A 12,121-nucleotide genomic window follows, 5' to 3' on the forward strand; every position below is an offset into this window, starting at 1 on the left:
GTGGCTGTGACCTGGGTCTAGTGCGGGATCGGTAGCTGGACGTCGACGCGGAGCCCGCCGCCGTCGGCGGGCCGGGCGGCGATGACGCCGTCGTGCGCCTGGGTGATGGAGCGGGCGATGGCGAGGCCGAGTCCGGCGCCGCCGCTGTGGTTGGTGCGGTCCCGGGCCAGCCGCCGGAACGGCTCGAAGAGCCCGGCGACCGCCTCGGCCGGTACGACCTGGCCGGTGTTGACCACGGTCAGCGCCGGCGTCCGCCCGACGACGACGGTGAGCCGCCCGCCGGGACGGTTGTACTTGATCGCGTTCTCCACGAGGTTGGTGACGAGGCGCTCCAGCAGCACCCGCTCCCCCATGACGACGCGGGGGGCGAGGTGACTCTCGATCGTCACCTCGGCCGCCGTGGCGCGGTCCTGGTAGGCGGCCAGCACGCTGCCGGCGATCTCGTCGAGGCGCTGCGGTGTGGAGGAGCGCAGCCCCTGGTCGCTCTCGCTGAGCGCGAGCAGCCCCTCGATGAGCCGTTCGTTGCGCTCGTTGGTCTGCAACAGCTGGGCGGTCAGCAGTTCCAGCTGCTCGCCGGTGAGCGACTGGGCCATGCCGACCTCGATGAGCGTCCGCTGGACGGCCAGCGGCGTACGCAGCTCGTGCGAGGCGTTCGCGGCGAACCGCCGCTGCCCCTCGTAGCCGGCCGCGATGCGCTCCATCATCTGGTCGATCGCCCGGGACAGCTGGGCCAGCTCGTCGCTGCCGGACCGCCGGATGCGGTAGCCGAGGTTCTGCGGCCCGACGTGCGCGATGGGCTCGGCGAGATCACGCACGGGACGCAGGCACCACGCGGCGGCGCCCCAGATCCCCAGCACCGCGACGGCGCTGAGGACGAGCGAGGCCATCTGCGGGATGGCCACGTCGAGCTGGCGGGCCGGTTCGCAGACCAGGTTCAGCCCGGGCTCGGCCAGGCCGCAGATCTCCCGGGCGGGCAGCCACACGATGCCCAGCAGCCACTTCACGAGGCCCGGCAGGAAGAACCCGACGAGCAGCGCGACCACGCCGACCAGGACGATCCGGCGGCGGGGGCTCATTCCGGCCCGCCGATCCGGTAACCGGCCCGGGGCACGGTGTGGATGATGGCGGGCTGGCCGAGCTTCCGGCGCAGCGTCATGAGGGTCACCCGGACGGCGTTGGTGAACGGGTCGGCGAACTCGTCCCACGCCTGCTCCAGCAGGTCCTCCGCGCTGACCACCCGACCGTTCGCCCGCATCAGCACGTGCAGCACGGCGAACTCCTTCGGGCTCAGGGCCAGCGGGCGGCCGTCGCGGGTGACCGTGTGCCGGGCCACGTCGAGCACCACCCCGTGCTGTTCGAGCACGGGCGGCAGTGCGGGCGCGGACCGCCGCCCGAGGGCCTGCACCCGGGCGACCAGTTCGGCGAAGGCGAACGGCTTGGTCAGGTAGTCGTCGGCGCCCAGGCCGAGACCCTCCACCCGGTCCCGGATACCGGCGGCGGCGGTGAGCATGAGGACCCGCGTACCGGCGTCGGACCCGGCGAGGCTCCGGCACACCTCGTCGCCGGTCCGCCCCGGCATGTCCCGGTCCAGGACGGCCACGTCGTACCGGTTCACGGAGATCCGCTCCAGCGCGCCGTCGCCGTCGTAGCAGACGTCGACCGCCATCGAGAGGCGACGCAGCCCCTGGGCGATCGTGTCCGCCAACAACCGCTCGTCGTCCGCCACCAGCACCCGCACGCTTCCGCCCCCGTGGTTCCTCGTTGTCCGGCATACGGTCTCAAGCAGGAGATAAGGGTTCCGTAAGCACCCGCCAGCCATCCTCCACGCCCCGCCGGCCAGGACAAACACGGTCAAGCCGCAGCCGGGCGGGGATGTCCCCGCCGCGTCGTCTGGCGCACTCCGTCCCATCCGCCGCCGCGCACTTGGCGATCCGGGGTGAGCTGCGTCACGATGGGCGCGAGGAGGTCGCCCATGGCCGACCCGTGGCTCGCCCTGGAAATCGGCGTCGATCCGGCGGAGCGGATCGCGCAGGTCGGTGCCGCGCACGAGGCGTTCCTCGCCGGCGGGCCGGAGGCCGCCCGGCGGATGGACCGGCACCTGCGCGACGTCGTGGCCAAGTCGTGGCGCCGCTCGGCCGGCGCGCTGCTGGATCCGGAGGGCACCCCGCCCGTCGAACTGGTCGACGACACGCTGGAGAGCTACCGGGCCGCGCACCCGCTGGCCCGGGTGCTGCCGCTCTTCCGTGACCTGCTCGGCGGGATCGCGCAGGACGGCGCCCACCTCATGGCCGTCTGCGACGCCTACGGCCGGCTGCTCTGGGTGGAGGGCCACCCGGGCGTACGCCGGCGCGCCGAGCGGATGAACTTCGTGCCGGGCGCCCGCTGGGACGAGGCACACGCGGGCACCAACGCCCCCGGCACGGCCCTCGCCGTCGACCACAGCGTCCAGATCTTCGCCACGGAGCACTTCAGCCGGCCCGTGCAGCGGTGGACGTGCGCGGCCGCGCCCATCCACGACCCGGTCACCGGCCGGCTGCTCGGGGCCGTCGACATCACCGGCGGCGACCACCTGGCCACCCCGCAGAGCCTCGCGCTGGTACGCGCCACCGCCCGGGCGGCCGAGGCGCAGCTCGCCGCCGACCGGCCGCCCGAACCGGGTGTGGCCACCGTCGCCGCGCTCGGCCGCGACGAGGCCGAACTGCGGGTGGACGGGCGGCGGCTGCGGCTCGGCCGCCGGCACAGCGAACTGCTGGTGCTGCTCCTCGACCACCCCGAGGGGCGGACCGGGGAGCAGCTCGGCCTCGACCTCTACGGAGACGACCGGCTGCACCCGGTCACCCTGCGCGCCGAGTTGTCCCGGCTGCGCCGCGTGCTCGGCCCGGAACTGCTCGACTCCCGCCCGTACCGGCTGCGCGGCACCGTGCGCGCCGACTTCCGTACCGTCACCGACCTGCTCGACCGCGGCGATCCCGCCGGCGCCCTCGACGCGTACGCCGGACCGCTGCTGCCCTCCTCCGACGCGCCGGGAGTGGCGCGACTGCGCCGGCTCATCGACGGCCAGCTCCGGGCGGCCGTGCTCGCCGCCGGGGACCCGGCGCTGCTCGCGGCCTGGACGGCGACGCCCGCCGGCGCCGACGACCTGACCGCCTGGCAGGCGCTCGCCCGGGCGCTGCCGCCGGGCGCGCCCCGCCGGCCGCTCGCGGTCGCCCGCGTCCACCAGCTCGCCGGGGAGTACGGCCTGCCGCGCGCAACGTGGCTGCAACGTCCCGGAAACTAGCGTCACCGCCGTCCACCCGTGACGGACGGCGGAGGTACCCATGACGCGCTACGACGCGCCCACCCACTGGCAGACCCGCTACGACCACTTCATCGGCGGCGAGTACGTCAAGCCGCACGGCGGGCGGTACTTCGAGAACCCCACCCCGGTGACCGGGCAGACCTTCTGCGAGGTCGCCCGCGGCACCGCCGAGGACGTCGAGAGGGCCCTCGACGCCGCGCACGGCGCCGCCGACGCGTGGGGCCGCACGCCGGTCGCCGAACGGTCGCTGATCCTCAACCGGATCGCCGACCGGATGCAGGAGCACCTGGAAGACCTCGCCATCGCCGAGACCTGGGAGAACGGCAAGCCGGTCCGGGAGACCCTGGCGGCGGACATCCCGCTGGCCATCGACCACTTCCGGTACTTCGCCGGCGCCATCCGGGCACAGGAGGGCACGCTCGGCGAACTCGACGACGACACCGTGGCCTACCACTTCCACGAGCCGCTCGGCGTGGTCGGGCAGATCATCCCGTGGAACTTCCCGCTGCTCATGGCCACCTGGAAGCTCGCCCCGGCCCTCGCCGCCGGCAACGCCGTGGTGCTCAAGCCGGCCGAGCAGACCCCCGCGTCGATCCACTACTGGCTCTCGCTGGTGGCCGACCTGCTGCCGCCCGGCGTGGTCAACCTGGTCAACGGCTTCGGCGTCGAGGCCGGCAAGCCCCTGGCCTCCTCACCGAGGGTCGCCAAGGTGGCGTTCACCGGCGAGACGACCACCGGGCGGCTGATCATGCAGTACGCCAGCGAGAACATCAAGCCGGTCACCCTGGAGCTGGGCGGCAAGAGCCCGAACATCTTCTTCGACGACGTGAGCGCCCGGTCCGACGAGTTCTACGACAAGGCGCTCGAAGGGTTCACCATGTTCGCCCTCAACCAGGGCGAGGTCTGCACCTGCCCGTCGCGGGCGCTGATCCAGCAGGGCCACTACGCGGACTTCCTCGCGGCGGCCGTCGAGCGCACGCGTCAGGTGCGCCAGGGCCACCCGCTGGACACCGAGACGATGATCGGGGCGCAGGCGTCGAACGACCAGCTCGAGAAGATCCTGTCCTACCTGGACATCGGCCGGCAGGAAGGCGCGAAGGTGCTCACCGGCGGCGAGCGGGCCGACCTGGGCGGCGAACTGTCCGGCGGCTACTACGTCCAGCCGACCATCTTCGAGGGCGACAACTCGATGCGGATCTTCCAGGAGGAGATCTTCGGTCCGGTGGTCTCGGTGACCTCGTTCGCCGACCTCGACGACGCCGTGAAGATCGCCAACGACACCCTGTACGGCCTCGGCGCGGGCGTGTGGACGCGCGACATGAACACCGCGTACCGGGCCGGCCGCGCGATCCAGGCCGGCCGGGTCTGGACGAACTGCTACCACGCCTACCCGGCGCACGCGGCGTTCGGCGGGTACAAGCAGTCCGGCATCGGCCGGGAGAACCACAAGATGATGCTGGAGCACTACCAGCAGACCAAGAACCTGCTGGTCAGCTACTCGCCGAAGAAGCTGGGCTTCTTCTGATGGGCACCGACCCGTCAGGCGCCGCGGTTCCCGGTCCGCCGGGCGCCGCGGCGCCGCCCGGCGCGGCACGGTCCGGCGCAGTGCCGTCCGGTCCGGTGCGGTCCGGTTCGCCGTCCGGCGGAGCGTCGTCCGGCCCCGTGCGATCCGGCGCGGCGTCGTCCGGCGCGGCCTCGTCCGGCGCGGCCTCGTCTGGCACGGCCTCGTCCGGTCCGGTGCCGCTTCCCCGGGCGGCGTCGCCGGTGTCGCTTCCGCCGGCCACCGACCCGGTGTCGCTGACGCCGGCCGCCGCGGACCTGATCCGAGCACTGCGGGAACAGCACGGGCCGCTCATGTTCCACCAGTCCGGCGGCTGCTGCGACGGCAGCGCCCCGATGTGCTACCCGGCGGGCGAGTTCCGCACCGGCGGCTCCGACGTCCTGCTCGCCTCCCTGGCCGTCGACGGCGTCCCGGAGCCGGTCGAGTTCTGGATGTCCCGCTCGCAGTGGGAGCTGTGGAAGCACACGAGGCTCACGATCGACGTGGTGCCGGGCCGGGGCAGCGGCTTCTCCCTGGAGGCCCCCGAGGGCGTCCGCTTCCTGATCCGCTCCCACCTGGCCTGACCCCACATCCCCCCCTCCACTCCCGCGATCTTGCACTTTGCGCCCCTGGAATGAGGCTTATGCCAGGAAAGTCAGGGCCGAAAGTGCAAGATCGCGGGAGTGAAAGGGGGCGGGTCAGGAGAGGGCGGCGCGGACCGTCGCGACTATGTGGTGGGGGCGGCGGTAGAGGTCCTGGTCGGTGAAGTAGCGCATCCGCCATCCGTTGGCGTCGAGCCAGTTCACCCGGTCCCGGTCCCGGCGAAGCCGCTCCCGGTCCAGGTGGGACAGTCCGTCGTACTCGACTCCCACCCGCCGCTCCCGGTAGCCCAGGTCGAGCCGGTACCGGCGGATGCCGTACGAGTCGTGGACCCAGAGCTGCGGCTCGGGCGCGGGCAGCCGGCCGTCGATCAGGACCAGGCGCAACTGGCTCTCCTGGCGGCACTCCGCCCGCCCGTCCGCCAGTGCCACGAGGTCCCGCGCCTGCCGGATGCCGCGCAGCTTCCGCTGTCGCGGCAGTTCCGCCACGAGCTCGTCCCGCGTGACCGCACCGGAGCGGAGTGCGGCGTCGAGTACCGGCAGAGCGTCGAGCCGCCGGACGCTCCGGGCAAGGTCGACGGCGCACCGGGCCGCCGGTACGCAGGGCAGCCCACGGACGAGGACGGGCCGCACGGGCAGGACCGAGTGGTGTACGACCAACCCGGGTAGGCGTGGCCGGGGCACCGTGGCCGGCAGCACGACGTGAACCTGGTCCTCCCGCAGAACCCCGAATCCGTGCCGGCGGGCCGCGCTCTGGCGGGCCAGTGCCGCACCGTCGGGCAGGCACAGCAGCAGTGCCCGGAGTTCGTCGTCGTCCTCCTCGCAGCGCCGGTCGGCGTAGACGCCTCTCCGTACCCGGAGCAGCTCCACCTTGCTCACCTGGGTCCGGAGTCGCTTCACCGTCAGGCTCCGCAACAGATCCTCGACGCGCCACAGCTGAATCGACACGCCGGCACTATGGCCAACCTCCGCCCCCGGAACCGCCCTCCCACCCCGAGCCTGTGGACAACCAAGCCCCCTGTGGACAACCACCCCCCAAACCCCGACCCGTGCTATCCCCGCCCGCCCCGCCCTCCCGCTCCCAGGCCTCCGCGATCTTGCAGTTTTGGCCCCAGATATGCCCTGTATGACCTACATGTCGGGGCAGAAAGTGCAAGATCGCGGGGAAGCAGCGGGGTTAGCGGGCGTCCAGGAGGGGCTGTCTCGGGTTCCACGGGGGGCCGCCCGCCGCGTCGCGGCGGCGCCGTGCGATCGCCGACAACGCCTCGAGCACCACCCGGTTGCCCAGGTACGCGGTGATGTCGGCGTGGTCGTACGGGGGCGCGACCTCGACCACGTCCACCCCCACCACCGGCAGCTCGTAGCAGCAGCGGCGCACGGCGTCGAGCAGCTGCCGCGAGGTCAGCCCGCCCGGCTCCGGCGTGCCCGTGCCGGGCGCCATGCCCGGGTCCACCACGTCCACGTCGACGGAGAGGAACACCCCCTCGCACTCGTCCACCGCGATCCCGAACGCCTCCGTGAGGCACTCGTCCAGGCCGCGGGCGACCAGTTCGGTCATCTCGTACGAGCGCATCCGCTGCTCCGCCATCCAGCTCAGCACCGACGGCCCCGGCCAGTAGCCGCGCAGGCCGATCTGGAGGAACCGGTCGCCACGGACCGCGCCCGACTCGATGAGCCGCCGCATCGGCTGGCCGTGCCCGTGGAGGCTGCCGAACTCGACGTCGCCGGTGTCGGCGTGCGCGTCGAAGTGCACCAGCGACACCCGCCCGAGCCCGTGGTGGCGCGCCACGCCGGTGGCGTCGGGCAGCGCGATGGAGTGGTCGCCGCCGAGCACCACGGGGATCGCGCCCGACGAGGCGACCGTGTGGACGGCGGACTCCAGCGCCGACAGCGAGCGTTCGATGTCGCCGGAGAACATCTCGACGTCGCCCGCGTCGTACACCCGCAGGTCCCGCAACGCGTCGACGCGCAACGCGAGCGACGGGCGGGAACCGTCGTGGGGCAGGTAGCAGGCCTGCCGGATGGCCGACGGCCCGAACCGGGTGCCGGGCCGGTGCGAGGTCCCGCCGTCGAACGGGGCGCCCACGACCACCACGTCCGCGTCGGCGAACGACGCCGGGTCGGCCAGGTCGCAGGCGGGTACGCCGAGGAACGTCAGGTCCGGCCCGTACATGGCCCCGTAGCGGCTCATCGTTCCTCCATCCCCCACGGCGACCCGTACCCGGTGAGCAGGTCGAGAAAGGGCTTCGGCGGCAACGCCTCGGGGCCGAGCACGCCCGCCCCGGTCCACGCCCCGGTGGCGAGCAGTTCCAGCGCCACCACGGGGTTGACGGCGGTCTGCCAGACCACCGCCTGGTGGCCGTACTCCCGCATCGACCACTCGTTGTCGACGACGTGGTACAGGTATACCCGCCGGGGCCGGCCGTCGACCCCGGTGCCGGTGACGTACGTGCCGGCGCACGTCTTCCCGCGCATCCGGTCGCCGAGCGTGGCCGGGTCGGGCAGGCAGGCGGCCACCACGTCCCGGGGCGACACGGTGACGCCGCCGACCCGCACGGGCGACGTCGAGTCCAGGCCGAGCTTGTGCAGGGTCCGGAGCACCTGGATGAACTCGTCGCCCAGGCCGTACTTGAAGGTGACCCGCCTCGCCGGCACCCAGCGCGGGATGAGCAGCACCTCCTCGTGCTCCACGTTCACGCACTCGACCGGGCCGATGCCCTCCGGGAACTCGAACACCTCCGGCTCGGAGAACGGCTCGGTGGTGTACCAGCCGCGACCGGCCTCCCAGACCACCGGCGGGTTCAGGCACTCCTCGATGGTCGTCCAGATGGAGAACGACGGCGCGAAGTCGTAGCCGTCGACGGTGAGGTTCGCGCCGTCGCGTACGCCGATCTCGTCGATGGAGGCGAAGAGTTCGTCGGCGGCGTACCGGGCGAAGACGTCGGAGAGCCCCGGCTCGACGCCGATACCGCAGAGCGCCAGCCGCCCGGCCGCCTGCCACCGGTCGGCGAGGGCGAACTGTTCGTCGCCCAGCTTCACCCCGGTCTCGGCGTACGGCCGTCGGGGGTGCGGACGGGACAGCGACATGGCCATGTCCAGGTAGTCGGCGCCGGCCGCGAACGCGCCCCCGAAGATCGGCATGACGAAGCGCGGGTCGACGGCGTTGAGCACGTGCGTGATCCGGTGCTCCCGGCACAGTGCCGCCACCGCCTCGGCCGACGAGGCGTCGACGCGGGCGGCCACGAACCGCTCGCCGCGCCCCTCGACGGCTCGCGACGCCCGCGCGGCGTCGTGGTCGGCCACCACCATGGTCTCGAAGAAGGAACGGCGGGCGGCGATCGCGGCGGCGGCGGATCCGACGCCGCCGGCGCCCACCAGCAGGATGCGCATCAGGAATCGAACCCCAAACCGAGACGGTCGAGCGTACGGAGCCAGACGTTCCGCCGTCCCTGGCGCGCGTCGGCGCGGGCCAGGGACCAGCGGGTGAGGTGGATGCCGGCCGCCCGGACCGGCTCCGGCGGGAACGGCAGCGGCGCCGTGCGGACGAGGTCGAGCCGGGTCAGCGGGGTGTCGGCGCCGGCCAGCAGGTCGAGCATCACGCGCGCGCCGAACCGGGTGGCGCCGACGCCCAGGCCGGTGTAGCCGGCCGCGTACGCGAGCCGCCCCTCGTAGGCCGTGCCGAAGAACGGGCAGAACCGCGTGCACGTGTCGATGACGCCACCCCAGCGGTGGCTGAAGCGCAGGCCGTCGAGCTGCGGGAACGTCGTGAAGAAGTGCCCGGCGAGCGTGCAGAAGGTGTCCCAGCGCTGCTCCAGCGTCGGGGCGACCCGGTTGCCGAAGTGGTAGACGGCGTCGTACCCGCCGAACAGGATCCGGTTGTCGGCGGTGATCCGGTAGTAGTGGAACTGGTTGCCGGTGTCGGCGAGCCCCTGACGGTTCGCCCAACCGATGGCCCGCCGCTCGTCGTCGGCGAGCGGCTCGGTCATCAGCGCGTAGTCGTAGACCGGCACGATCCAGGCCCGCAGCCGGCGCAGCAGGGGCGGGAACGCGTTCGTGGCGAGCACCATCTGTCCCGCCCGCACCGACCCGGGCAGGTGGTCGCGTCCACCGGCCGTGGTGGCCCGCAGCGCCGCACCGTCGCGGCGCAGGCCGGTCACCCGCGTGTGCTCGGCGATCCGCACCCCGAGGCTCAGGCACGCGCGGCGCAGCCCCCAGGCGAGCTTCGCCGGGTCGAGCAGGGCCACCCGGTCGCGGTCCCACAGCCCGCCGAGGTACGTCGGGGAGTTCACCTCGGCGCGCACCTCGCCGGCGTCGAGCAGCCGCACGTCGTGGCCGTACCGGCGGGCCAGCTCGGCGTCGGCGGCCAGCCCGTCGAGCTGGTACGGCTCGACGGCCACCGCCAGTTCGCCGGTACGCGCGAAGTCGCAGTCGATGTCGTACTCCGCGATCGTCGCCGCGATGGCGTCCAGGTTCTCCCGGCCGAGCCGCTCCAGCACGTCGATCTCGTCGGGGAACCGCTCGACGCCGTTGGCCAGCCCGTGCGTCAGCGACGCGGCGCAGAAGCCGCCGTTGCGCCCGGACGCCGCCCAGCCGCACGTGCCCGCCTCGACGAGCAGCACGTCCCGGCCCGGGTCGTCCCGCTTGGCCAGCATCGCCGTCCAGAGTCCGCTGTACCCGCCACCGACCACGAGCAGGTCGGCCGTGTCCGCGCCGTGCAGCGGCGGGAGCGGGTCGGGGCGCTCCGGCCGGTCCAGCCAGTACGGCACGGGCGCCGCGTCGGTCAGCGACCGGCCGGGATGCGGGCCGGTCATGGCCGTTTCGCCGCCCCGGGCGCGGCGACCGGCAGCGCCGCCCGGCGCGCGCGCCGGCCACGGAGTGTGCTGCCCAGCACCAGCAGCAACGCGATCACGAACATCGCCGTGCCGATGACGTTGACCTGCGGCGGGATGCCCCGCTGGGCGGCGCCCCAGACGTACATCGGGAACGTGACGGTGGTGCCGGCGTTGAAGTTCGTGATGATGAAGTCGTCGAAGCTCAGCGAGAAGGCGAGCAGCGCGGCGGCCACGATGCCGGGCAGCACCAGCGGCAGGGTGATCCGCCGGAAGGTCTGCCACTCGCTCGCGTACAGGTCCATGGCGGCCTCCTCGAGCCGCGAGTCCATGCCGGCCAGCCGCGCCTTGACGGTGACCACGACGAACGAGACGCAGAACATCACGTGCGCGATCACGATGGTCCAGAAGCCCTGCGGCACCCCGGCCGCGACGAACAGGGCGAGCAGCGACGTGCCCATGACCAGCTCCGGTGTGGCCATCGGCAGGAAGATCAGCACGTTGATCCCCGCCCGGCCGCGGAACCGGTGCCGCACGAGGGCGAACGCCATCAACGTGCCGAGCACCGTCGACACCACCGTGGCGATGAAGCCGATCTGGACGCTGCGCACCACGGCATCGCACATGTCCGAGGTGGCGCACGGGTTCCGCCAGTTGTCGAGGGTGAACTCGTGGAAGTCGTACGACAGGCGGCTCGACGGGCGGTTGAACGACAACCCGGCCACCACGAGGATCGGCAGCGACAGGTAGCCGAGCACCAGCAGCGCCACGCCCATCACCCAGCGGTCGGCGACCCAACGCCAGAAACGCGCCATCAGAGCCTTCCTCCGTTCGCGACCGCGGGGCTGCCGGTCGCCGCACGCCGCGCCCCCGTCACAGGACGTCCTCCGTGCCGGCCCGCCGCAGGTAGCCGAAGACCACCGCGAGGATCGCCGCCATGAGCAGGAACGACAGCGCCGCGCCCTGCGGGTAGTCGAGCCGCACCAGGAACGCCGAGTCGATGACGTTGCCGATCATGTACTCGTTCGGGGTGCCGAGCAGCTCGGCGTTGATGTAGTCGCCGCTGGCCGGGATGAAGAAGAGCAGCGTGCCGGCCACGAGGCCGGGCATGGACAGCGGCAGGGTCACCCGGCGGAAGGCCCGCACCGGGCTCGCGTACAGGTCGCTCGCCGCCTCCAGAAGCCGCGGGTCGAGCCGCTCCAGGCTCGCGTAGAGCGGCAGCACGAGGAACGGCAGGAAGTTGTACGTGAGACCGAGCACCACCGCGAACGGCGTGGCCAGCAGGCGACCGTCCGGCCCCAGCAGGTGCACGTCGCGCAGCAGTCCGACGACCCAGCCGTTGTCGCTCAGGATCGTCTTCCAGGCCAGCGTGCGGACCAGGAAGCTCGTGAACATCGGCGCGACCACGCACACCAGCAGCAGGTTCTTCCACCGCCCGGCCTTCTGCGCGATGGCGTACGCCAGCGGGTAGCCCATCAGCAGCGCGAGCACCAGCGCCAGGCCGGCGTAGCCGAAGGAGCGCAGGAAGTGCGGCCAGTACGCCGCCAGCGCGTCCGGGTAGTTGCCGAACGCCCAGGTCATGGCGTACCCGGTGGCGAGTGAGCCGCCGGGGTCGTAGAGGCTCGCGGCGGCGAGCTGGAGCAGCGGCAGGGCGAAGAACAGCAGCAGCCAACCCCCGCCCGGCAGCAGGAGCAGGTACGGCAGTGCGCGGTACCGACCGCGCCGGGCGGCCGGCGGCGGCTTCGCCCCGGTCGACTGCCCGGTGGGCACATGCGCCAGAGCGCTCATGCCACCGCCTCCCTCCGGTCGGCGCCGCCATGAGCCTCAACCGCACTGAGCCCGATGATTCGCTCGC

11 protein-coding genes are annotated in these 12,121 nt (G+C 72.9%); 3 read left to right on the plus strand and 8 right to left on the minus strand.

Annotated elements, in window-relative coordinates; genetic code table 11:
* Nucleotides 1-17: 17 nt before the first annotated feature.
* Nucleotides 18-1,076, minus strand: coding sequence for a sensor histidine kinase (locus OG994_RS19900; RefSeq protein ID WP_328850597.1), 1,059 nt, complete (start codon nt 1,074-1,076; stop codon nt 18-20).
* Nucleotides 1,073-1,738 carry a response regulator transcription factor gene (locus tag OG994_RS19905; protein ID WP_120327740.1) on the minus strand — a complete coding sequence of 222 codons (666 nt, stop codon included), beginning with the start codon at nt 1,736-1,738 and terminating at the stop codon, nt 1,073-1,075. Before OG994_RS19905 ends, OG994_RS19900 begins: the two co-directional genes overlap by 4 nt.
* Nucleotides 1,739-1,972: 234 nt before the next feature.
* On the opposite strand from OG994_RS19905, the gene OG994_RS19910 reads away from it, so the two are divergent.
* The 3 genes from OG994_RS19910 to OG994_RS19920 all read left to right on the plus strand — a co-directional run bounded on the left by OG994_RS19910 (nt 1,973) and on the right by OG994_RS19920 (nt 5,422).
* Nucleotides 1,973-3,277 carry a GAF domain-containing protein gene (locus OG994_RS19910; protein WP_120327739.1) on the plus strand — a complete coding sequence of 435 codons (1,305 nt, stop codon included), beginning with the start codon at nt 1,973-1,975 and terminating at the stop codon, nt 3,275-3,277.
* A gap of 40 nt (nt 3,278-3,317) precedes the next feature.
* Complete coding sequence (exaC, locus tag OG994_RS19915; RefSeq protein ID WP_328850598.1) at nt 3,318-4,823, plus strand: acetaldehyde dehydrogenase ExaC; 1,506 nt, start codon at nt 3,318-3,320, stop codon at nt 4,821-4,823.
* A 239-nt stretch (nt 4,824-5,062) separates the two neighbouring features.
* Nucleotides 5,063-5,422, plus strand: coding sequence for a DUF779 domain-containing protein (locus OG994_RS19920; protein WP_120327777.1), 360 nt, complete (start codon nt 5,063-5,065; stop codon nt 5,420-5,422).
* Between the two features lie 114 nt (nt 5,423-5,536).
* Here OG994_RS19920 and OG994_RS19925 read toward each other — a convergent pair whose 3' ends face one another.
* The 6 genes from OG994_RS19925 to OG994_RS19950 form a co-directional block, all read right to left on the minus strand.
* Complete coding sequence (locus OG994_RS19925) at nt 5,537-6,385, minus strand: DUF559 domain-containing protein (protein ID WP_328850599.1); 849 nt, start codon at nt 6,383-6,385, stop codon at nt 5,537-5,539.
* A 229-nt stretch (nt 6,386-6,614) separates the two neighbouring features.
* A complete protein-coding gene (speB, locus tag OG994_RS19930; protein WP_120327737.1) occupies nt 6,615-7,628 on the minus strand; it encodes an agmatinase in 1,014 nt (337 codons plus the stop codon).
* Nucleotides 7,625-8,827, minus strand: coding sequence for a saccharopine dehydrogenase family protein (locus tag OG994_RS19935; protein ID WP_328850600.1), 1,203 nt, complete (start codon nt 8,825-8,827; stop codon nt 7,625-7,627). The genes speB and OG994_RS19935 overlap by 4 nt, the downstream gene beginning before the upstream one ends.
* Nucleotides 8,827-10,248, minus strand: a complete 1,422-nt coding sequence (locus OG994_RS19940; RefSeq protein ID WP_328850601.1) for an NAD(P)/FAD-dependent oxidoreductase — start codon at nt 10,246-10,248, stop codon at nt 8,827-8,829. The genes OG994_RS19935 and OG994_RS19940 overlap by 1 nt, the downstream gene beginning before the upstream one ends.
* Nucleotides 10,245-11,081, minus strand: a complete 837-nt coding sequence (locus OG994_RS19945; protein ID WP_120327734.1) for an ABC transporter permease — start codon at nt 11,079-11,081, stop codon at nt 10,245-10,247. The genes OG994_RS19940 and OG994_RS19945 overlap by 4 nt, the downstream gene beginning before the upstream one ends.
* Before the next feature lie 58 nt (nt 11,082-11,139).
* Complete coding sequence (locus OG994_RS19950) at nt 11,140-12,054, minus strand: ABC transporter permease (RefSeq protein ID WP_120327733.1); 915 nt, start codon at nt 12,052-12,054, stop codon at nt 11,140-11,142.
* Between the last annotated feature and the right edge of the window lie 67 nt (nt 12,055-12,121).

Origin of the sequence: Micromonospora globbae (assembly GCF_036184225.1) — a bacterium.
In the GTDB taxonomy this organism is placed as follows: domain Bacteria; phylum Actinomycetota; class Actinomycetes; order Mycobacteriales; family Micromonosporaceae; genus Micromonospora; species Micromonospora globbae.